This is a genomic window from Pedobacter sp. N36a (assembly GCF_014472395.1).
Taxonomy (GTDB): domain Bacteria; phylum Bacteroidota; class Bacteroidia; order Sphingobacteriales; family Sphingobacteriaceae; genus Pedobacter.
The window spans coordinates 63662-85247 of the sequence record NZ_JACSZW010000013.1; the positions used below are offsets into that span (position 1 = coordinate 63662).

The window sequence follows — 21586 nt, forward strand, 5'->3', positions numbered from 1 at the left end:
ACCATGTTTAGAAAGAGATTAGCTGTAGTATTATGTTTCGCTTTCCCCTTTATTGTTGCAGCCCAGGATGTAAAATCCGGGGCTGCGATTAAAGTGGCAGTGAAAAAGGAAGGAGCTGGATATCAGCTGATGCGTGACGGGAAACCGTATTATATCAATGGAGCAGGGGGAACAGGCTATATGAGCCGCATTGCCGCTTACGGAGGGAACTCTGTGCGGACCTGGGATACCAAAAACGCGAAGCAGATTTTAGATTCTGCACAGCATTACGGACTGACAGTTTTGATGGGTTTGCCAGTTGCCGCTGAGCGCCATGGCTTTAACTACGATGATCCGGCAGCGGTTAAAAAGCAGTTTGAAAAGGTTCGTGCGGAAGTGCTTAAATTCAAAGATCATCCGGCATTACTAGCCTGGGGAATTGGCAATGAGCTGAACCTTTCTTACAAAAACACGAAGGTTTGGGATGCGGTGAATGAGATCGCTAAAATGATCCATAAAGAAGATCCGAATCACCCGGCCAGTACGGTATTGGCGGGCATCAATAAAAAAGAAGTGGACTATATTAAGGCGAATGCCAAAGCGGTTGACATTTTAGCGATCAATACTTATGCTGGCCTGACAGAGCTGCCTCAGCAAATTGCTAAGCTGGGTTGGGAAGGTCCGTATATGGTAACGGAATGGGGCCCGACTGGTCATTGGGAAGGTTTAGAAACTTCCTGGAAAGCGCCGATAGAAGAATCGAGCAGCGAGAAAGCAGCGGTTTATAAGAGAAAGTACTTGTATGGAATCGCAAATGACAAAGAAAAATGTCTGGGTTCTTACGTGTTTTTATGGGGACAGAAGCAGGAAAGGACACCTACCTGGTACGGTGTTTTCACAGAAAAAGGAGAAGAATCTGAGGTGGTAGATGTGATGCAATTCCTGTGGTCAGGTCATTATCCGACAAACAAAGCGCCTCATGTTTATGCTTTTCAATTGGATGGCCAAATGGCACTGAACAGCGTGCATTTAAAGGCTGGCCGTAATTATGAAGCGGTAGTAGAGGCCATGGATCCAGATAACGATCAATTGACTTATCGCTATGAAATGTTGCCAGAGGCGACAAAAGTAGGGGAAGGCGGAGATTATGAAGAAAGACCTTCTGTAGTTTCTACTGGACTAAAACCACTGGAAAATGGAAAGGTTCAGGTGACTGCACCAGCATCCAAGGGTGCTTATCGCTTGTTCGTGTATGTGTCTGATGGCCATAATAATGTAGGTACCGCAAATATTCCTTTTTACGTCAACTAATAAACTATTCAATTTCAAGCGTATGAAACCTTTATTCAATAAATACAGCTGGCTGCTGGTCTTCCTGATTCCTTTAATGGTGTATTGTAAAAAGCCAGAGAAACCTGTGGTTTTGTCAAACTTACAATTGTCGGTGGAACTGCAGAATGATGGTTCAGGATTGGTTAAAGTGTCCGCCACCGCAGAACAGGCAGACCGCTATTATTTTAGCTTTGGTGTTAGCGATAACGAAGAGGCTGTTCGTACTACCGATGGAAAAGCCAGTTTTAGGTACACCGCCAGTGGTGCTTATGTGGTAAAGGTAACGGCTTATGGTCCGAATAACAGCGCTGCTGTAGTCAGCAAAAATATTGAGGTAGTGGTTGCCAATGGCGATGCCGGCTATGTGACCCCAGAAAGCTATCCGGGAATGAAGCTGTCCTGGAAGGATGAGTTTAACGGCAGCACATTAAATACCGCCGATTGGACTGCAGAAATTGGCAATGGTACAGATGGCTGGGGCAATGCAGAATTGCAGTATTACCGCAAGGAAAATACCAGCTTGGCCGATGGATACCTGACGATTACTGCGAAAAAAGAAGCTTTTGGTGGTTTTCAATATACTTCTTCGAGGTTGAAAACGCAGTACAATAAGAGCTTTAAATATGGCAGGTTAGACATTCGCGCAAAGCTTCCAAAAGGTCAGGGGATCTGGCCTGCAATCTGGATGCTCGGTGCCAATATTGATGAGAAAAAATGGCCTTATTCCGGCGAAATTGACATCATGGAATTAGTTGGCGGTGGGCCAGGAAAAGACAATACGGTTTATGGTACGATTCATTACGACAATGAAGGGACTTATGCGCATGTGACCAAACCTTACGCTTTGCCAAAAGGTGATTTTTCTGAAAAGTTCCATGTGTTTTCATTACTGTGGGATGAAACAAAACTGACCTGGTTGGTGGATGATGTGGCATTTTATACGCAGGACATTACCAATGCAACATTCAATGAATTTCATGAGCCATTTTTTATCCTGCTGAATGTAGCAGTAGGTGGAAGATGGCCTGGAAGCCCTGATTCTGCTACTTCATTCCCTCAAAAGATGATGGTAGATTATGTAAGGGTTTTTCAAAAACAATAATCCCTGGTAAGGATGCCAAAGTGCGTTTTTAGTACAGAAGCCCGGTATTTGCCGGGCTTTTTGATTTGACTGAATTATATGATGTAGCCATTCGTCACTGGATTGAATAGTAGTTTGTAGACTTTAAGTTGCAAAATGCGACATGAAGTTGGAGAGGGAGAAGAAACTAAAAATGCCCCTGGAAAGCAGGTGACTTTCTGGAGTTTTCGAGTGCGTCCTTGTAATAATTTGTACCCCAAAGTTGATAACGGTTAAACTGCTGTTTCAAGCGACTTTGAAATGAGGTCCAATCTCTGCTTTCCTTGCTGCTCCAGACCACTTCACTTAAAGCAGACATCCTTGGGAAAATCATATACTCTATTTTGGAAGGGTTGTTCATATACTCTGTCCATACGTTGGCTTGTGCACCAAGAATATATTTTCTGTATTGAGCTGGAAGACCAGCAGGAATAGGCTCATAGCTGTACACCTTTTCTAAGGTGGTCAAACCTGGCATCGTTAATGAATCTCTTTTAGCAGTTTGGGCGTAATCAAAATACATATAGTTACCGGGCGTCATGATGGCATAATGTTTTTGTTTTGCCGCCTCAATACCTCCGTCTTCACCTCTCCAGCTCATTACAGTGGCATTAGGAGCGAGGCCACCTTCTAAAATTTCGTCCCATCCAATAATGCTTTTCCCTTTTTTATTGATGTATTTCTCCATGCGCTGTACAAAATAGCTTTGTAATTCATGCTCATCTTTTAGCTGATGGTCTTTCATACGCTGCTGACATTTCGGACATTTCTTCCAGCTGGTTTTCGGACATTCGTCACCACCAATATGAATGTATTTGGCTGGGAAAAGTGCCGCTACTTCGTCTATGACATCCTGAAAGAAGGTAAAAGTCTGCTCATTTCCTGCACAAAAAACCTCGTCAAAAACACCAAAGGTTTCCTGAACTTTGTATGGTCCGCCGGTACATCCTAAATAGCTATAAGCGGTTAATGCTGCGGAAGCATGACCTGGCATTTCAATTTCAGGGATGACGGTAATGTATCGGTCAGCAGCATATTTAACTATTGCTTTGATTTCCTCCTGGGTGTAAAATCCTCCATGAGGGATATTGGTATTCCCATTTCCTGGCAGGAAACCGGTGATGGTGCCTTTACGTTTCGAACCGAGTTCCGTTAATTTTGGATACTTCTTAATTTCAATTCTCCAGCCTTGATCGTCTGTTAAATGCCAGTGGAAATAGTTCATTTTGTGGAGCGCCAGGTAATCTATGTATTTTTTCACAAAAGATACCGTAGAAAAATGACGGGCTACATCCAAGTGCATCCCGCGGTATTGGAAACGTGGTTCGTCTTTGATTTTCACAAAAGGAACCGCCAAAGTTTTATCTTTTGAGTTCGGATCCAGCAGCTGTATCAAGGTCTGAACGCCGTAAAAAACACCTTCTTCGGTAGCAGCGCTAATGAAAATACCTTCCTTTTTCACTTCAAGGGAATAGTTTCCAGTAGTATGATTAGTTTCAGCAGCTTTGCTACTTTCAGGTTTATGGTTTAATCTAAGGTAGATCCCTTGTGCAGTAGCCTTACTTTGTTTCAAATTAAAACCGTAAAACTGACTTAAATAAGCATTTAAAAAGGAGGCCGATTTTCCTAAACCCTGCTGCTTAAAGACGATAGGGGTTCTGTCCGACAGGTTAAAAGAACCCTTGGAAGTATTAATGACTTCCAAGGGTTGAGGGATGATATTAAATTGGGCATGCAGTTCTGCGTTTAACAGCAGTAATGTAAAAAGGCAAAGAAAGAATTTGTTCATTTGTGTGTGTTTAACGCTGTTGAATTATAATTTATTAAAGTAAAAGTCATCGCCATAAGCAGTTCCGGCAACTGGCTTGTACATGTAAACGGTGACTGAAGAATTGGTGGCACCTGTAGTGAAAGTCAGGGAAGAATTGGTATAGCTCGTAGCGGTAATTGCAGTGTTTACGGCAGCACCACCATAGTTTTTAACGCCGAACATTGCAGATTCTCCTGCGGCACTTACCTTTCCATAACCTCCAAAAACGTAAGTCGTATTAGGGCTCAGACCGGTAATCACTTGTTCCAAAGAGGTTTCGCCGCCTTGCTGTCTGATTGCTTTTGTACCAGACCTGAAATTGGTGGTCACTACAGCGGTATTTCCTGCTGGATTCCAGTTGCCCCAGGGTGCCAGCGCAGCATCTTCAAAACCAGGATTGCCCAGCACAGGAACCTCCTTATACACCCTGATATAATCCACATTCATGTTAAAAGGAAGGTCTGCATTGGTAATGGCTCCAGGCCATCCTGCACCGCCAGATTGGTTTAAGATCAGGTAAAATGGCTTGTCGAAGGGCCATTGTGAGGAGGTGGCACCGGCAGCTCTGTTATACGTATACTGCAGGACATTGTTGACATAAAACTGAATGGAAGAAGGGCTCCAGATGATGCCGTAGATGTTATAATCTGCAGTGTTGTAAGCCGTCGTTTTGGTTGCTGAACTACCACCAGAGGCACTGGTAACACTGGCATTGTGAATGGTTTGGTGCATGGAGTTTTCATAGTTGACATGTTCCATGATGTCTATTTCCCCACTATTTGGCCAGCCACCATAAGCCACGGGTGTTTCGGGCATCATCCAGATGGCAGGCCATGAGCCTTGTCCTTGTTTAAATTTTGCCCTAACTTCCACTTTCCCATACAAGAAACTGAATTTTGTGGAAGTTTGAATACCTCCTGAATGGTAGGGTACCGCATCGCCGGCGATCACCGCATTGTCCATTTTCAATACCAGATCTGTTCCATTCTGAGCAACATAGTCGGTGGTGGAAGTCAGGTATTTTGCCCATGCAGGGGATTGCCTCGGACAATAAGTCCATTTACTGGTATCGAAGCTTCCACTGCTGTTAAATTCATCTGCAAAAACCAGGTCCCAGGTAGCGCTTAGGGAAGTCAATGTCGTTGCACTTTGAGCAAGGGTACTGCTTTGCAGGTTTTTACTGCCAGCTAGATCCGGACTAGGCTGCAGCGCTTTTGAACAGGAAAATAGCAGGATGGAGCTGCCCATCAGGAGGTTCATCATTTTCATAATTCTTAGTTTAGGATTGGTTTATATTGATTTATGGTTTATTTAATGATAGGCAATGGCGACCAATAAAATTCATGTGTCAAATCATTTGGTTTACCTTTTAATGGTAGCTCTGAAGGGTCACGGTCTGCAGCAGCTTTGGCTACAGTTTCCGTTCTGATCAGGTCAAACCATCTGGCAGCAGGCTCAGGACCGGCAAATTCCCAGCCTTTTTCTGCGACTACCGCATTTCTAAAATCTGTTTGATTCAAACCTTTTGCCAATTCCCCTAATCCTGCTCTGTTTCTGACCTCATTAATGGCCTGGTAAGCCGTCTCATCTGGTCCGCCAGACGACATCGCTTTTGCTTCCGCATAAGTTAAAAGTACTTCTGCATAGCGGATCATGTACACCGTTGCACTTCCCCACCAATCTTTCAGTTTATGGTTAACAGGATCATAGGATTCATCGTCTCTGTATTTTAAGAAATAAGGGTGCTTGTGCGTCAGTTTGGTATAATCTACCGCTTTAGCTGGATCGTTACCTAGGAAGTAAACCATTTGGTAAGTGGCATCTTTTCTCGGGCCTGCAGGGAATTTATTATAGAAGGCAATCTCCCCGAAAGCTTCATCCCATCCACCTTCTTCACCAGGGGCGAAGTTGGGAGGTCCCATCTGACTGCCGTTACCCCAGTTGTCTCCGTAATCCCAGATGCTGGGCATATTTTTATTGTAATAACAAGCAAATACAGCTTCTTTGTTGAATCTGGAATCTTTATCCCAAAGGTCTGAATAGGCATTAACCAGTCCATAACCCCAGATTGCTTTGCCATCTATCACTTCTTTGGCTTTTTTGGCGGCGAGGTCATATTTGTCGGCCTGTTTCAATGGCCATCCAGCCATGGTCAGGTATACATTGGCCAGCAATGCTTTTGCGGAACCTCTTGTAGGCAGGATGTCTGTGCTTCCTTGTCGTCTTGGACCAGACCAGGCATCAGGCAGCATTGTTTCTGCTTTTTGAAGGTCTGCGATCACCACATTATAAACTTCCTGTGGGGAAGCATTGTTTTGCGGCTCCAGATTTGCCTGCAGAGGCATTGGTACTGCACCCCAGGTACGGGTCAGGAAGAAATACGACATGGCGCGGTAGAAATAGCCTACTCCAGCCGAGTTGTTCCGCTGTACTTCCGTAGCTTCCGTTGCCTTAGGGTAATTCTCTATCAGAGAATTAGAAGATTTGATGGTTTTATAGAAATAGTTCCACCAGATGGTCATCCTGTCGTTGGAAGAGTTGGCCTGAAAGGTGTCGAAATTGGAGAAACCCATTTTGTTTCCTCCGGCATGGGTGGTAATGTCATCACTGCCAAAAGTAGTGGCCAGTCCGCCGGTTTGATTCCAGGCCAGGTTATACGTTAAGGAAATGCCCAGAGTGGCAGAATTCAGGTCTTCCGCAGTTTTGTAAAAAGTTTGAGGAGTGATGCTCCCTTTAGGGTCTTCCTTTAAGAAATCTTTCTTGCAGGAGCAGACAAGCATCGTAGGTATCAGGAGGGTAATGATATATTTTTTCATTGGAATAGATTAAAAGGTTAGATTAAGCATAATGGTGAAGGTTTTTGGAGAAGGGTAGGCACCTAAATCAATGCCGGCATCTGAATCGCTGTTTGCAGCAGTTGAACTGGCCTCAGGGTCAAATCCTTTGTATTTAGTGATGGTAAATAAATTTTGACCACTTAGGGTAAGTTTTGCATTGCCAAACTTCAGCATGCTTTTAGGGAAATTATAAGATAGGCTGACGTTCTTGAGTCGGGCATAAGCTGCGTTTTGCAGGAATTGTGTGGATTCAATGTATTCTTTTGCCGTACTTGTCGGATTTGCCCATAGGGAACCTGTGTTTTGAGGCGTCCAGTAATCGGCTGCTGCGGCAAGTGTTGGATAGGCGACATCACTGCTGGCAATTGCTGAGGCGGCATAGGTGGCATTGAATATTTTATGTCCATAAGCACCTTGAATGAATACATTCAATTCTAAATTCTTGTAATTAAAATTATTGTTGAAGCCCCATTGGACTTTAGGCATGGCATTTCCTGAGATCACCATGTCTTCAAAGCCAATTGTCCCGTTTCCACTCAGGTCAGTGTATTTATAATCACCGGCTTTATGTCCATTCTCGTCATTTTGGTATACCCCTTCCCATGGGATCAGGTAGAAGGAACCTAATGGTTGTCCCACCTGGATCACCTGAATAGGGGAGTTAATTAAGCCACCGCCAATTTGTGCACGCCTGATCATGGTTTGCTCACCAAGGCTGACCACTTTATTCTTATTCAAAGCAGCATTAAAGCTGGTATTCCATTTGAAATCGGTATGGTCAATCGCATTGAAATCCACCATAAATTCAAAACCTCTGTTGTTCACCGCACCGATATTTTTTAACAGCGTGCCACCTCCCAGATAATTGTCGATCGGGGTGAAGAGCAGCAGGTCTGTCGTGTTTTTATTGTAGTAATCTGCTGTGATATTCAGTCTTCTGTTGAAAAAGCTCATGTCCACACCGATATCAGCCTGTTTTGTGGTTTCCCATTTGATATCCGGTGTATTTGGATTACCAAGGGTATAGCCCTGAAAGGAGGTCGTACTTCCGTAAGAATAATTTACCGGACTCAATAAGCCCAAGGTACTGTAAGGGGCAATGGATTGGTTTCCGGTTACTCCCCAGCCTGCTCTCAGTTTAAGTGCAGAAAATACATTCAGTTTCTTGATGAAGGATTCTTCAGACATATTCCAGCCTAAACTTGCGGAAGGAAAATTACTCCATTTATTATCTCCCTGAAACTTGGAAGATCCATCTCTTCTAATGGTCACTGTGGCCATGTATTTCCCATCGTAACTGTAGGCAGCTCTACCCATAAACGATAGAATTGACCATTGGGAATAGCCGGATGAAATACTTTGAGCGGTGTTCAGACCCAGGTTATAATACCCGTTAGAAGTAGTGCTTAAACCAGATCCATTGGCACTAAAGCTGCTGGAAGTATTTTGCGTGCTCTCTTCCACAGCGGTGATGGTAAGGTCATGTTTTTCATTGAAGACTTTATGAAAGGTCAGGACATTGTTGTTCTGGAAGTTGTAGTTTTCGGAAAAGCTCTGTGCAGATTTCATATTGCCCTGGGAAATCCAGTTGTTGGAAAGAGCAGCTGCTTTTGACAGGTTCAGGTCTAATCCAAAAGTAGAGGTAAAGGTTAGCCAGTCTGTAATGTTATACTTCAGGTTGGCATTCATAGTGGCCACATTAGCAAACACATTATTGTCGCTTTCCATGCTCGTCATATATGGATTTGGCCAGATCGGAGACAATCCGGTTCGGTTGTATTGTTTGGTTGCCTCATCATCATAAACTGGTTCTGTTGGCGCCCAGGCGATGGAAGCCATGACCGGATTTGCTTTTGAAGTTTGCAGTCCGTTGTTTTTGGAGTTGATGCGTTGTGCAAAAAGGTTGATTCCGAAGGAGATTTTACTATTTAACTTCGCCTCTAGATTGGTGCGGAGCCCAAATTTCTTTTGGTTGGTATTCACTAGTAATCCATCCTGATCGGTATAAAAACCGGAGACATAGTATTTTACATTTTCAGAACCTCCATTTACAGCAAGCTGATGGTTTTGGGTGATGGCATCTTTAAAAAGCAAGTCTTGCCAATCTGTTGTTTTACCCGCGTAAGATTCTGGATTGGGGATCACCGGACTGCCCGCCGATAGGTTGGCCATGTTTGCATAGGTGACCGCATCCATCAGTTTGTATCTTTTCATTGGACTGCTGAAATTGACGAAACTGTTGTAGGCCACTTTTACAGCACCTGATTTCCCCTTTTTAGTGGTCACAATGACTACACCATTCGCGCCTCTTGAACCATATATAGCAGTAGCTGAGGCATCTTTTAACACATCCATTGCTTCAATATCATTTACATTGAGGTCCTGGATGCCGATACTGCCCAGCGCTACGCCATCTACAATATATAAAGGTTCATTGCTGCCACCTATAGAATTGGCCCCTCTGATCCTGATTTTTGCTTGTCCACCAGGTGCACCAGAACTTTGGGTAACGGCAACACCAGCTACTCTTCCCTGTAAGGCATTGGCTGCATTGAGTACGGGCTGATCTTTATAACTGTCGGATTTTAGGGTTGCAATAGATCCGGTCAGGTCTTTACGTTTTTGGGTCCCGTAACCGATTACAGCAACCGCATCCAGGGTTTTCACATCAGATTCTAAAGCTACGGTAATCACTTTTTGGTTGTTTACAGGCATTTGCTTTTCTTTCATCCCCACGTAATTGAAAATTAGCGTGGCATCTGCAGGAGCATTGATGGAGAATTTACCGTCTGGATTTGTTTGTGTGGATACGGGAGCTCCTTTTACCCTGACCACCACTCCAGGTAAAGGGGCACCTTCATTGGTGACTTTTCCGGTGATGACCTGCTGGGCATAGGCGGTGCTAAAGCCGGAACAGAGCAGGAGCAGTAGGAGTCGGAGCATGAGCGCATGTTTAAAAATAGAAGAAGGCTGTAGTCGTTTGATCATAATTAATTTGGTTGTTTTTTGTATTTAGAATTTGGTTTTTTTGACTGAAGAAGGAGGTAACCTGGAATTGGTTCAGAATAAAACAGCGCATAATGGGGCTGGTGTCTACATAATATTTGGTTTAGGTTAGGTAATTGGCGATAAGATGTGCTGAACCGCTTTGCTAAGGTATATAGGAATAGTAGCCTGAATAGGGGGTGAAGTAGTTAAAAAAGGGGGGTAAACTCGATAGGTTCCCTATATAAAACACAAATAATACTTACATTCAGCCCTAGATATCATATTCCTTTACCTCCTCATGTTGACTCCTTTTAGAACCCTTGCGATCACTGTTTCATTATTGTGGATCACCTTACCTTCAGCTGCGATTGACTTTTCTTCTGTATTCTATTTAGGCATAGAAAATGGCCTATCCAACAATGAGGTAAACTGTCTTTTTCAGAGCAGGAATGGCTTTATGTGGTTTGGTACTTTTGATGGATTAAACCGTTACGATGGCTACAGTTTCAAGATTTTCAGAAAGAAGCTAAAGGATGGAAATTCGCTGATCAACAACAGGATTCAATGCCTGGCTGAAGATGAAGCTGGAAATCTCTGGATTGGTACGATGGGCGGGGTATCCATTTATAATGCCGCTCAGGAAAAGTTCAATACGCTATATTTTAAGGCGCTTTCGAAACCCGGAAAGCAGCTGGTAGACAATACGACGGTCTTAAAAAGAGAAGGAAAAAATGACATGCTGATCGGCACTGCCAAAGACGGCTTGCTGCTGTATATGGCGGCAACAGGAAAGACCATCCAGATTCCATTTTTAGCAGGCTCCTCAAAGCGGGTTTCTTACCAGGTAACGGCTATCGAAAGGGATAAAAATAACCAGGTTTGGTTGTTTATTGAGGGCTTGGGTTTATGTAAATATGACCGAAAAACTCAGACAGTCAGCCTCCAGAGCAGCACTTTGAAAAATGCCTCCTGTATTCAGGCAGACGCTTCGGGGAACCTATGGCTGGGCACAAGCTCTGGAATATATCATTATGGGGTCTCCGACAAGAGGTTCTCCTTTAAGGCATTGCCCCGGCCAGTCACCAGTTTGTATTTTGATCAACCTGATCGCCTTTGCATCAGTACAGATGGCGGTGGTATTTTTATGATGAATAGCCATGAAGGAAAGCTAATTCATCCGCTCAGGCCGAATGGGGAAGAGTTATTTACCAGTACTGCCATCAAGGGAATGTTAAAAGATCAGCAAGGCAGGGTATGGGTAGCCACTTTAAGAGGGGGAATAAATATCGTAGACGATCAGCGGTACCGCTTTAAAACGCAGAGTCCTCATCCTTCGGAAAAGAACAGTTACCATAACTATTTTATCTCTTCTTTTGCGGAGGATGGGGCCAATAACATCTGGATAGGGACGGATGGGAATGGGCTGAACCTTTGGGACCGCAAAAGGAATGTATATGTAAACTATAAAAAGGAAGCTAGGAATGGTTTAAGCAGTAATAATATCACGACCATCTTAAATGACCATCAAAACAGCATTTGGGTAGCTACCTGGGGGGGTGGAATTCACCGTTTCAATAAATCCGAAGGAACTTTTGAGCATTTTAGTTGTATCCATCCCGCCCATGGTTTGGAATTTAAAAACGTATGGAAGTTATACGAAGACAAAGCACATCATTTATGGGCAAGTACATTCGACAATGGCGGATTGTATCGGTTCAATCCAGGGCTGAAGCGCTTTGAATTGTTTGATGATGCGATTGGAAACATACTCTGCTTTGTGGAGGACCGTAAAGGTAATTTGTGGGCGGGTACGGATAGTAAGTTAATCCGCATCGATAAAGTGTTAAAAAAACACCTGGTTTATCATATTGGACATCGGGTTAGGGCTATTCTGGAAGATAAAGGAGATGTATTGTGGCTTGGAACGGAGGGCGGTGGACTACTTTCACTGAATACCAGCAGCAAGAAGTACAGGCGATTTACAGAAAGTGATGGGCTGCCCAATAATGCGGTATTGAATGTCCTTCCTGATCAGGAGGGGACACTTTGGCTGAGTACTTTTTATGGGCTTTCGAAATTCAACCCAAGTACTAGAAAGTTTCATAATTTCTTTGCCTCCGATGGTTTGCAAAGCAACCAATTCAGTTATCTGGCAGCTGCCAGGTTAAAATCCGGGGAACTGATATTCGGAGGGATTAAAGGATTCAATGTGTTTTCCGCAGAGGAAATCAGCTTCTCCAGAGATAAACAGCAGGTTTTACTGACGGAACTGAGTATAAACAATAAGCCTGTAAGCGATAGTTTGAATGCTGGATTTATTAAAAAGACAACAGCCGGAGAAATTGATCAGCTGGTGATTCCTTACGATAAAGCCTCGCTATCTTTCGGGTTCACTAGTCTGGAATATTCCAAACCTGATAAAATTAATTATGCTTATTTCCTGGAAGGATGGGATAACAATTGGATCAATGCAGGAAAAGTAAAGACGGCAAATTACAGCAGGTTAAAGGAAGGAACATATGTCCTTCATCTCAAAGCAAGCAATAGTGAGGGGGAGTGGGGAGATGAAAAGTTAGTCAGTTTGGTGGTGCTGCCACCCTGGCAGCGAACCTGGTGGGCTTATTCCCTATACGCCTTAGTGATTGGTCTGGGGAGCTATTTATATGTGCGGTATAAACGACAGCAGCTGGATTTGAACTATAAAGTGCGTCTGGCACAAATGGAAACTGAAAAGGAAAAAGAACTCAATGAGAAGAAGCTTTCTTTTTTCACCAACATTACCCATGAATTGAGAACTCCGCTGACTTTAATTGTGAACCCGGTGAAGGAACTCATCGGTAAAACAGAAGATGCGTTGAAGCAGGAATTGACGGTCATCTACAGGAATGCAAGCCGTTTATTGACCTTGGTGGATCAGCTGATGTTGTTCCGGACAACGGATCAGGAAACGGCTATGGTTCAGCTCTCTGAATTGAACCTTTACCAGCTGTGTAAAGATACTTTTGAAAGCTACCAGAAAATTGCTTTGAGCAAGAATATTCATTATGAGTTTGAATGTGCGAACTATGACCTGATGGTTTTTGGCGATTATGAAAAATTAGAAATTATCTTTTTTAACCTCCTTTCCAATGCTTTTAAATTTACCCCTGCTCACGGCAGTATCTTGTTCAAGGTAGAAGAAAATGAAACGGAGGTCAGGATTTTCATCAATGATACCGGATGTGGGATCAACGAAAATGTCAGGAACAAACTCTTTGAAAAGTATTATCAGGAAAAAAACAGCTCAAAAAATAAGGAGATCGGCTTTGGGATCGGTTTGTATCTGGCGAAGCAGTTTATTGATTGTCATCAGGCTGCACTCAGCTATTCCAGTGAGCCGGGTACAGGGACTTCATTCCAAATCAAACTGAAAAAAGGAATGTGGTTTGATCCCGCTATGCGCTCAGCAGCACAGCAGGAAAATAAGGTGGTTCAGCGGCTGGAACAGATTCCAGAGGAGGAAATTGTGGAGGCTCCCAGTATCAATACGCTGGAAATTACTGAAAAAAAATCCTTGCTGATCGTAGATGACAATAAAGAACTCAGACAGTACCTGAAGAAAATTTTTAGTCAGCAGTTTGTAGTCTATGAAGCGGAGAACGGTCTGACTGGGTTTGAAATGGCACAAAAACAGGTGCCCGATCTGGTGATCAGTGATGTGCTGATGGAGGAAGGAAATGGCGTTGAACTCTGTAAAAAGATAAAAACTGACCCTATGCTGAATCACATTCCTGTGATTCTTTTAAGCGGCCTCAGCTCTGCGGAAAGTAAATTGAAGGGGATAGAGAGTGGAGCAGATGATTACATCATTAAACCCTTTGACAAGGACCTGCTGCTGGCTAAAATCAATGCCGTATTGGACAACCGAGATACTTTGCACCAATATTTTAGAGACAACATCACCCTCCGGAATAACAACCAGAAAATATCTGCGACCTATAAAGCTTTTCTGGAGAAGTGTATGGCCATTGTGGAGGAGAATTTAAGCAACGAAGATTTCAATGCACAATGGCTGGCCAGCTCTTGTAATTTAAGCTATTCTATCCTCTACAAAAAAGTGAAATCTGTCTCCGGCTTATCTTTAAATGCATTTATTCGGTCTATCAGGTTGCGCAAGGCGGCATTGCTGATGCTGAGTACCCATACGAATGTGAATGAAGCGGCTTTTCAGGTAGGCATCTATGATATCAAGTTTTTCAGGCTGCAATTCAAGAAATTATATGGGATGAATCCTTCGGATTACATTAAGAAATACCGAAATTCTTTTAGTAAAGAATTTAATCTGATCAAATAAGCGTTATGGTTTTTTGTATGACCTAAATCCTTATCTTCAGGAAATAATCGAAACGATGAATCTCTCTAAAAATCTTGCGCTAAAGCTCAGCTGCTCCCTTCTTTTGATCAGTACAAATCTTTTCGCGCAGCTGCCGGAAGAGATCAGCTGGAAGCATTTGCTGAAGACCTATAACAGAGATAGTACTGAAATGGTGCTTTCCTTGAATAACAAACCATTGGAAGGTCAGTATAAAATCCCTTCAGATGAAGGAGGCTTCGCTTTATACACCATTAAAAAAGGGAAGATTACAGGAGAAGCTTTTTGGTATATGCAAGGTGGATGAATGGAGTGTAAACTACATTTTATGACCTTTGTCTCTAATTAAAAAACAAAGGAAATTAGAAAACAGCGCTATCCTCGGAGGTTCGCTAATTGCTGCGTATTAATTTTAAAGTACGGTTCCATAAAGCCATTGCGAATTCTGTCTTCTGCAGCGTACTAAAAATCTGCAGTTCTTCTAAGAGAGAAGATTCATTGTCCAGGAATTTCAGGATTTTCATGGCGCTGTTTTTCTTGAACATCCTGGAGAAGATTTCTTCGCCGGAAATGCGTTCAGAATCGAGCAAATGTAAAAGCGTGGCATCATACAACTCAAACCTCGGCGATGATATCGCTGGAATGTTTGGATGTCCGGATTTCATCAATTGCTGCACAATTGCTGCGGTATTTTTCTGGATAAATCGGAAGGTGTAACCGGTAGAACCTTTAGTAAATCCTCCTGCAGTACCTAGATAAATAATGCGCTCCTGCTGCCGTTTGATCGGGTGATCAGTCATTGGAATTACACCATGCTCGTGTTCTATGATGGTATATTGCTCACATTTTAGCTGCTCCCGGATGTATTGCTGCAATGCGGCGCTGTAATCTTCAGGGGCTAACTCTTGCTTAGAAAAGATCGTATATTCCACTAATGCACGGTTTGCACTGAGTGGTAATACATACACAAATGAGGTGCCTGCTTGCTGTGAGGTATTAAAATCCATCAATGTGGCAGATTCAGGATCAAAGGTATTGCCTTCAGTTTCTATCACCCAGCCTTCAAAATGCTGCAGAAAATATTGGTAACGATCCGGTTTTTTCTCCTGGACCTGAGGAATACTGCTGAACACATAATCACTGCTGAAAGTCTTCCCATCAATCACTACACAAGCCTGATCTTTTTCAGTGTACTGCCTTTCTACTTTTCCTTGTAAGTGGATCAACTGTGGCTGATTTGCTAATAATTGATCCGTATGCGCATAGAAATCCAGCCCACGGATCATTTTATATTGATAAGGCTGAATGTCCAGTTCTCTGTCAAGGAACTTGCTGGCAAATGATAGTTGCTTCCATTTCCGATAAACGGCGGGCTCAAATACATCCGGATCTTGTTCCCAAAAACACCATGTTCTGTCATTGGATTTTTTCTCCGCATAGTCTACCAGTAATGCCCGTTTATTGGTGGCCTGTAGATAGGGCAGCAACCTGACCGCAAGGCTTCGTCCAGCACATCCGCCTCCTGCTATGATGTAATCAAAGTGCTCCATGCTTGTTCTTTTGAGACTGCTGCCAGTATTTTCTTGCTGCGAACAACATGCCAAAGGATTCCCCATGATGCCTGTCGAGGTGCTTATGGTGCATCTTATGGGCTCTTTTGATCGTTTTTATGTAGGTGTTGTCACTCCTTGAAAACCACTTGAAACGTTGATGGATGACGACATCATGGATCATGAAATAAGCAATTCCGTAAAGTAAGATTCCTAATCCTATGTAAAACATCCAGTTGAATCCTTGTTCAGCGCCGAAAAAGAACAAAAGAATGCTAGGCGTAGCAAATATTAGGAAGAAGGCATCGTTCTTTTCAAAGAAATGTGGTTTTTTCTGATGGTGGTCTTTATGCAGTACCCACAATAACCCGTGCATGATAAACTTGTGGGCAAACCATGCCACTCCTTCCATAAAGATAAAAGTACCTATGGTAATCAATAAATAAATCATCCAGTTATCCATGGTTATACTTTATTAGCTCCAAATCTAATTGTTTCTTTTCTTCCGCGGTACAGTATTTAGAATTCGACAAGTATTTCACTATGTTTTGCTTTAATGTTTTGTCTTTGGTGTTTTTTAAATTGGCCAGTACAAAGCTTTTATCATTTTGGATGTCGCCATTGTAGTTCAGGAAAGCAGGCAGGTTCGTTTGAATAGCGAGTCTTAAGAATCTTATTTCCAAATGGTCAGGTGCTTTTTTTACAGCGGTTTCTATCAGGCGTTTACCCTTGTTAAACCGCTTAAATTTACTGATTGGACTCCACGCATATTTGGCCTGCATCATTTCTGCAGCTCCTTTGTAGCTAATTAATAACGGGCTGGAGGACTCCGTAACCTCTGCTAACAGCTTTAAAAGTTGGTCTGCTGCGGCTTTGCTTTTTGCGGAGGCATGGAACAGCTGTTTTATTTCCTGAATTTCTGGTTCTGCTGCATAAGTGCTGGTCACCAGCAGCATGAACATCAAAAAGACTGTTTTCTTCATATGGTATTCGTTTTGTAACGGATAATGGAGTCAAACATCAATCCAAATTTATGGGCATTGGAAATTCTGATCCTTTGCGACATGACTTTCTCAGCGGTACTGCACTTAATTTTATGAAACAGTTTTTTATAATATACATAAGCCAGGTAAACACCATTTCTTGAGGAAGCCGGTAGTTGTCGGATGCCGATCAATGCCTGTTTGAACTCTTCTTCTATTTCCTCTTCAATCAGTTTTTTTTCCGTGTTGGAAAAAGCCGATAAGTTTACATTTGGGAAATAGTTTCGGCTTAAGGTATAATAATCTGCATTCACATCTCTAAGGAAATTTACCTTTTGAAAAGCAGAACCCAGCTGCATGGCTGAATCTTTTAGTTTTTCATATTGTGCTTTATCACCTTCTGTGAAAACTTGTAAACACATTAAGCCTACCACCTGAGCCGATCCAAGGATGTATTCGTTGTATTTTTCGGGGGTATAATGTGCTTGTTCCAGGTCCATTTCCATGCTGCGAAGAAACAATTCTATCAGCGCTTTATCAATGTCATATTTGTTTACCACCTGCTGGAAGGAGTTGAGGATAGGGTTCAGGCTAATTCCGTCTTCAATCGCTTCAAAGCAATCTCTTTTAAATTTGGACAATAAAATAGGCTTGTCGTAATCATGGAAGCTATCCACAATCTCGTCTGCTAGTCTTACAAAGCCATAAATGGCATATATCGGATGACGCAGTCTTTCCTCTAAAAAATAGATGCCTAATGAAAAGCTAGTACTGTAACGCTTGGTGATCATTTCGCTGCAGGCTGCTGACAGCTTATCGTATATCTCTTTCATGGCTATTTGTTTAGGTGCTTAATCAATTGTTGAGCGGCAAGGTTTCCAGAAATAATCGATGGGGGAACTCCTGGTCCGGGCACAGTAAGTTGTCCGGCATAAAAAAGATTGCTGATTTTTTTATTCTTTAGGGTTGGTTTGAGGTTTGCGGTTTGCATCAGCGTATTGGCTAAGCCATACGCATTTCCTTTAAAAGAGTTGTAATCTGTGATAAAATCACTGACACAATAGCTTTTTTTATAATCCAGGTGCTGGCGTATTGGCGTTCCGGTATAGGCTTCCAGTCGGTCCATAATTAAATCAAAATATTGTTCCCGGATGGATTCAGGATCTTCGATATCAGTGGCAAGCGGCATCAATACAAATAAGTTCTCATGACCAGCTGGGGCTACCGAGGGATCGGTGACACTTGGACAGCAGACATAGAATAATGGTTTTGTTGGCCATTGCGCTTGCTTGTAGATCTCCTGTGAATGTTTTTTTAAATCCTCATCAAAGAATAAAGTATGGTGATTTAAACGCGCTACCTTAGTGGTTACCCCTAAATAGAAAATGAGGCAGGAGGGAGCAAGCACTCTGTTGTCCCAATATTTTTCAGAGTAATTTCTCTGCGCAGTATTTAACAGTTTTTCTTCTACGTGGTGGTAGTCTGCAGCAGCGATCAATCCATCATAATGATGGGTTCCTCTTTCAGAAGCTAAACTGACCACTTGATTTTCCTTTACATCGATTGCGGATACCGCGGCATTGGTGTGAAATTTAGCACCCTGCAGCTCTGCAATAGTCTTCATTGCATGGATCACTTTTCCAAAGCCACCTTTGGGGTACCAGGTGCCTAGTTTCAACCCCGCATAATTCATCAGGCTATACAGTGCGGGCGTATCTTCTGGCATTGCGCCGAGAAAAAGCACCGGGAATTCCATCAATGCAATGAGCCTGGGATCTTTGAAATATTTTTTAACGTGCGCACTGAAAGAGGTAAATACCTGCAGCTTAAACAAGCCCTTGATCAGGTCTACATCGGCAAATTCCATTAAGGAAAGTCCGGGTTTGTACACCAGTTTACCCATGCCGGTGTTGTATTTATAGGCGGCTTCGGCTAAAAACTCTTTTAGCTTTGCGGCGCTCCCAGTTTCTATAGATTCAAATAACTGGCACAATTCCTCAAAATTTGCAGGAATATTTAACACCTCATCAGCACCAAAAACAACACTAAATCCAGGATCAAGCAATTGCAGCTCATAAAAATCTGCAGCTTTGTAACCGAAATCATGGAAGAACTTTTCAAAGACTTCTGGCATCCAATACCAGCTTGGGCCCATGTCAAACAGGTAGCCGTTATCGGTAATCAGCTGGCGTGCCCTTCCCCCGATGTCTGCGTTTTTTTCATAAACATCCACCTGGTAACCTTGTTTAGACAGGTAAGCGGCCGCACTGATTCCGGCAAAACCCGCACCAATGATGGCGATTTTAGTTTGAGCGTTCTTTGTTGTAATTGACATGCTGGTGGTTTATTTTGATGACTATCCTCTTGCCTTTGCCTCGTGAAAATCTTCAAGCTTGGTTAGTAATTTGATCAATTGGATTTTTTCCTCCTGAGACAAAGGTTCAGTAACATTCTTTGTTGCAGCTCTTATATTCTCCATATTTTCATTTAAAAGCTGGGATCCTTTTGAAGTGATGTGGATCATTCTATTCCTTTTGTCCGCATCAATCGTAGTTTGTTCTGCTAATCCCATACTAATTAACCTATTAATGATTTGTATCCCCGCTGACTTTTCATGAACATTCAATTTGATCAGCGCGGTTTTTGTCATGCTGCCGAATGCAACCAGACTGATCAAATAAATGAAATCATCAGGAGTAGAAAATGCAGTGTTTGCAATCGCCGCCTTTCCCTGTAATTTTGCATATCTGGACAGGTGCACTAATGAAGTATTAATCACACTATCAGCTGATCGTCCTTTAGATTTCCCTTCCCATTCAGGCGCTGAAGGCATCTGAACGCCTTCCTTTTTGCAATATTCATTTAGCCATTGTCCAAATGAATGGACGTCCTGAGGGTGCTGATCAGACTCCTCTTCGTAAATCTCAACTAGACTGATCAGGTCCTTTATTAAATCGTATTGCATATTTTAAAATCGGGGTAGACTAGTAATTACGCTAATATAGTGTTAAATTGAACTAATGGATTAATTAATTTTATTTTTGGCTTATATTTATGTGTATTAATATACTAATATTGGCTTGAACAAATTTACACTGAGGCTGTTATTCAGGTACCGATGCGCTATTGGAAAATAGGATCTTCCGGTATAACAGCGCTATTTAATTAAAAATAACATGAAGAAAATACTTCCTATCTCCAATGGCATCGCTTTATTGGTCACAATTTTGGTCAACTATCTTTCTAATTCAGGAATGCTGAATGGGAATACCATGAAGACCATATCTGATCGGTATTTCAATTATTTTACTCCTGCAGGATATGCATTCTCCATCTGGGGGCTTATTTATATCGGTCTGATTGCTTTTGTATTTTACACTTGGCGAGATTTCTCTAAAAGTAAGGCGGAAGATTCCATAATTTTAAAAATAGGCTGGTGGTTTGTCCTTTCCTGCCTTGCCAATTCCCTTTGGGTGCTAGCCTGGTTATCTGATTACACCGCTTTATCGGTTTTACTGATGGCAGTATTGCTGATTTCTTTGTGTAAGATCATCATCAATACCCGAATGGAATTGGATGCGCACCCATTTAAAAGTTACCTGCTTATTTATTGGCCATTTGCATTGTATTCCGGATGGATTTCTGTTGCTTTTATTGCGAATATAGCTGCCTACCTGACTAAAATTCAGTGGAATGGATGGGGGATTTCTGCGGTTACCTGGACTATTATCATGATCGCCGCAGCGGGATTGATCAATATTGTGATGGTTAGGCTCCGAAATATGCGCGAATATGCATCGGTTGGTATTTGGGCATTAATCGCAATTGCAGTCTCCAATGGAAGCAAAAATGGCCCCGAATCAATAGTGTATGCCTGTTATGTGGTGGCAGTGATTATATTTGTTTTCATTAGTATCAGCGCTTTGAGAAATCGTCAGAGTTCTTTAGAAAAGATGTAAAACAATAGGACAATTTAAAAGGTAAAATTCGAAAAAACTGGCGCAAATCTATGTACTACCGTTATTGGGAGCATAGTAAAGCCAGACCAGCTCCTTTTAGAATCAGAGACCAGCGTTATAAACTGATTTTTTACTACGGAAAGGGCCCAGGAGGGGCTGCATTTGTCTTGGAATATTTAGAACAATAGGGACGCTGATCCTCTACCATGATCGCCGGTGGAAAATCAGCTAAATGCTAGTTTTGCGACGTATAAACTGCCAGTGTACCAGAGATTTCTTTGATCATCTTTAGACTAAATGGATGTCTGCCCATCAGCCATCTTTTGATCTCGTCAGGATTGATGTCCAAGGCTATAGCAAGGTCATTTTCTGAAAGGACGTTGTTGGCTAACATTTTTGAAGTCTTGCTGGCAAGATCCTGGTTCAGCTGTGTTAATTCTTCTATAGCGGGGTTTCCACTTTCCTCCAGCCAGATGGCTACAAAGTCATTCTCTTCCATTTATATTTTAGGTAATAATTTAAAGTATTCGGAGCTTTTGGCACCTTCTGCTCATTTGGGCGACAAATTTAGCGATAATCTTGTTAATATTGCAACTAGAGTGGAGGCCTGCAGCGTTATAATGGAAAAATTGTAGATTAGGCAGGTGTGGTAAGGTAGAATTGTTATAATGAGCTAG

Annotated in this window: 17 protein-coding genes; 6 read left to right on the forward strand and 11 right to left on the reverse strand. The window is 42.4% G+C overall.

What is annotated here, in order from left to right; genetic code table 11:
* Positions 1 to 3 precede the first annotated feature (3 nt).
* Both H9X96_RS20455 and H9X96_RS20460 read left to right on the forward strand, forming a co-directional pair.
* On the forward strand, positions 4 to 1290 hold the full coding sequence (locus tag H9X96_RS20455) for a glycoside hydrolase family 2 TIM barrel-domain containing protein (RefSeq protein WP_187668067.1): 1287 nt from the start codon (positions 4 to 6) through the stop codon (positions 1288 to 1290).
* A 22-nt stretch (positions 1291 to 1312) separates the two neighbouring features.
* Positions 1313 to 2413 carry a family 16 glycosylhydrolase gene (locus H9X96_RS20460; RefSeq protein ID WP_187668068.1) on the forward strand — a complete coding sequence of 367 codons (1101 nt, stop codon included), beginning with the start codon at positions 1313 to 1315 and terminating at the stop codon, positions 2411 to 2413.
* 166 nt (positions 2414 to 2579) lie between these two features.
* Here the strand turns inward: H9X96_RS20460 and H9X96_RS20465 are convergent, their stop codons facing one another.
* The 4 genes from H9X96_RS20465 to H9X96_RS20480 are packed head-to-tail and all read right to left on the reverse strand — an operon-like array spanning position 2580 to position 10021.
* Entirely contained in the window at positions 2580 to 4220 is a 1641-nt protein-coding gene (locus H9X96_RS20465) for a beta-N-acetylhexosaminidase (RefSeq protein WP_187668069.1), read from the reverse strand.
* Positions 4221 to 4244: 24 nt separating this feature from the next.
* Positions 4245 to 5510 carry a family 16 glycosylhydrolase gene (locus H9X96_RS20470; protein WP_187668070.1) on the reverse strand — a complete coding sequence of 422 codons (1266 nt, stop codon included), beginning with the start codon at positions 5508 to 5510 and terminating at the stop codon, positions 4245 to 4247.
* 38 nt (positions 5511 to 5548) lie between these two features.
* A complete protein-coding gene (locus tag H9X96_RS20475; protein ID WP_187668071.1) occupies positions 5549 to 7057 on the reverse strand; it encodes a RagB/SusD family nutrient uptake outer membrane protein in 1509 nt (502 codons plus the stop codon).
* A gap of 9 nt (positions 7058 to 7066) precedes the next feature.
* Entirely contained in the window at positions 7067 to 10021 is a 2955-nt protein-coding gene (locus H9X96_RS20480; RefSeq protein WP_187668072.1) for a TonB-dependent receptor, read from the reverse strand.
* Between the two features lie 343 nt (positions 10022 to 10364).
* On the opposite strand from H9X96_RS20480, the gene H9X96_RS20485 reads away from it, so the two are divergent.
* On the forward strand, positions 10365 to 14399 hold the full coding sequence (locus tag H9X96_RS20485) for a two-component regulator propeller domain-containing protein (RefSeq protein WP_187668073.1): 4035 nt from the start codon (positions 10365 to 10367) through the stop codon (positions 14397 to 14399).
* Positions 14400 to 14454: 55 nt separating this feature from the next.
* A complete protein-coding gene (locus tag H9X96_RS20490) occupies positions 14455 to 14724 on the forward strand; it encodes a hypothetical protein (RefSeq protein WP_187668074.1) in 270 nt (89 codons plus the stop codon).
* Between the two features lie 85 nt (positions 14725 to 14809).
* Here H9X96_RS20490 and H9X96_RS20495 read toward each other — a convergent pair whose 3' ends face one another.
* From H9X96_RS20495 to H9X96_RS20520, 6 genes are read right to left on the reverse strand one after another with little or no spacing between them, the layout of a single operon-like run.
* Positions 14810 to 15967: a lycopene cyclase family protein gene (locus tag H9X96_RS20495; RefSeq protein ID WP_187668075.1), complete on the reverse strand. Its 1158-nt coding sequence runs from the start codon at positions 15965 to 15967 to the stop codon at positions 14810 to 14812.
* Positions 15954 to 16430 (reverse strand): sterol desaturase family protein, encoded by a 477-nt coding sequence (locus H9X96_RS20500; protein ID WP_222943949.1) that lies wholly within the window; start codon positions 16428 to 16430, stop codon positions 15954 to 15956. Before H9X96_RS20500 ends, H9X96_RS20495 begins: the two co-directional genes overlap by 14 nt.
* The gene (locus H9X96_RS20505; protein ID WP_187668076.1) at positions 16423 to 16950 is read right to left on the reverse strand and encodes a hypothetical protein; all 528 of its coding nucleotides are present in this window, start codon (positions 16948 to 16950) and stop codon (positions 16423 to 16425) included. Before H9X96_RS20505 ends, H9X96_RS20500 begins: the two co-directional genes overlap by 8 nt.
* On the reverse strand, positions 16947 to 17783 hold the full coding sequence (locus H9X96_RS20510; RefSeq protein ID WP_187668077.1) for a phytoene/squalene synthase family protein: 837 nt from the start codon (positions 17781 to 17783) through the stop codon (positions 16947 to 16949). Before H9X96_RS20510 ends, H9X96_RS20505 begins: the two co-directional genes overlap by 4 nt.
* Before the next feature lie 2 nt (positions 17784 to 17785).
* Positions 17786 to 19285: an NAD(P)/FAD-dependent oxidoreductase gene (locus tag H9X96_RS20515; protein WP_187668078.1), complete on the reverse strand. Its 1500-nt coding sequence runs from the start codon at positions 19283 to 19285 to the stop codon at positions 17786 to 17788.
* 21 nt (positions 19286 to 19306) lie between these two features.
* Complete coding sequence (locus H9X96_RS20520) at positions 19307 to 19915, reverse strand: MarR family winged helix-turn-helix transcriptional regulator (RefSeq protein ID WP_187668079.1); 609 nt, start codon at positions 19913 to 19915, stop codon at positions 19307 to 19309.
* Positions 19916 to 20126: 211 nt separating this feature from the next.
* On the opposite strand from H9X96_RS20520, the gene H9X96_RS20525 reads away from it, so the two are divergent.
* Both H9X96_RS20525 and H9X96_RS23160 read left to right on the forward strand, forming a co-directional pair.
* Positions 20127 to 20909: a tryptophan-rich sensory protein gene (locus tag H9X96_RS20525; protein WP_187668080.1), complete on the forward strand. Its 783-nt coding sequence runs from the start codon at positions 20127 to 20129 to the stop codon at positions 20907 to 20909.
* 26 nt (positions 20910 to 20935) lie between these two features.
* Positions 20936 to 21097, forward strand: coding sequence for a sulfatase/phosphatase domain-containing protein (locus H9X96_RS23160; RefSeq protein WP_370576765.1), 162 nt, complete (start codon positions 20936 to 20938; stop codon positions 21095 to 21097).
* A gap of 47 nt (positions 21098 to 21144) precedes the next feature.
* On the opposite strand, the gene H9X96_RS20535 is transcribed toward H9X96_RS23160, so the two are convergent.
* Entirely contained in the window at positions 21145 to 21408 is a 264-nt protein-coding gene (locus H9X96_RS20535; RefSeq protein ID WP_187668082.1) for a hypothetical protein, read from the reverse strand.
* Positions 21409 to 21586 lie beyond the last annotated feature (178 nt).

Coding starts and splice junctions, on each gene's coding strand:
- H9X96_RS20525 (WP_187668080.1), top strand. CDS start 20,127: ATGAAGAAAATACTTCCTATCTCCAATGGCATCGCTTTATTGGTCACA.
- H9X96_RS20535 (WP_187668082.1), bottom strand. CDS start 21,408: ATGGAAGAGAATGACTTTGTAGCCATCTGGCTGGAGGAAAGTGGAAAC.
- H9X96_RS20480 (WP_187668072.1), bottom strand. CDS start 10,021: ATGCTCCGACTCCTACTGCTCCTGCTCTGTTCCGGCTTTAGCACCGCC.
- H9X96_RS20490 (WP_187668074.1), top strand. CDS start 14,455: ATGAATCTCTCTAAAAATCTTGCGCTAAAGCTCAGCTGCTCCCTTCTT.
- H9X96_RS20510 (WP_187668077.1), bottom strand. CDS start 17,783: ATGAAAGAGATATACGATAAGCTGTCAGCAGCCTGCAGCGAAATGATC.
- H9X96_RS20485 (WP_187668073.1), top strand. CDS start 10,365: ATGTTGACTCCTTTTAGAACCCTTGCGATCACTGTTTCATTATTGTGG.
- H9X96_RS20460 (WP_187668068.1), top strand. CDS start 1,313: ATGAAACCTTTATTCAATAAATACAGCTGGCTGCTGGTCTTCCTGATT.
- H9X96_RS20515 (WP_187668078.1), bottom strand. CDS start 19,285: ATGTCAATTACAACAAAGAACGCTCAAACTAAAATCGCCATCATTGGT.
- H9X96_RS20475 (WP_187668071.1), bottom strand. CDS start 7,057: ATGAAAAAATATATCATTACCCTCCTGATACCTACGATGCTTGTCTGC.
- H9X96_RS20520 (WP_187668079.1), bottom strand. CDS start 19,915: ATGCAATACGATTTAATAAAGGACCTGATCAGTCTAGTTGAGATTTAC.
- H9X96_RS20465 (WP_187668069.1), bottom strand. CDS start 4,220: ATGAACAAATTCTTTCTTTGCCTTTTTACATTACTGCTGTTAAACGCA.
- H9X96_RS20470 (WP_187668070.1), bottom strand. CDS start 5,510: ATGAAAATGATGAACCTCCTGATGGGCAGCTCCATCCTGCTATTTTCC.
- H9X96_RS20505 (WP_187668076.1), bottom strand. CDS start 16,950: ATGAAGAAAACAGTCTTTTTGATGTTCATGCTGCTGGTGACCAGCACT.
- H9X96_RS20500 (WP_222943949.1), bottom strand. CDS start 16,430: ATGGATAACTGGATGATTTATTTATTGATTACCATAGGTACTTTTATC.
- H9X96_RS20455 (WP_187668067.1), top strand. CDS start 4: ATGTTTAGAAAGAGATTAGCTGTAGTATTATGTTTCGCTTTCCCCTTT.
- H9X96_RS20495 (WP_187668075.1), bottom strand. CDS start 15,967: ATGGAGCACTTTGATTACATCATAGCAGGAGGCGGATGTGCTGGACGA.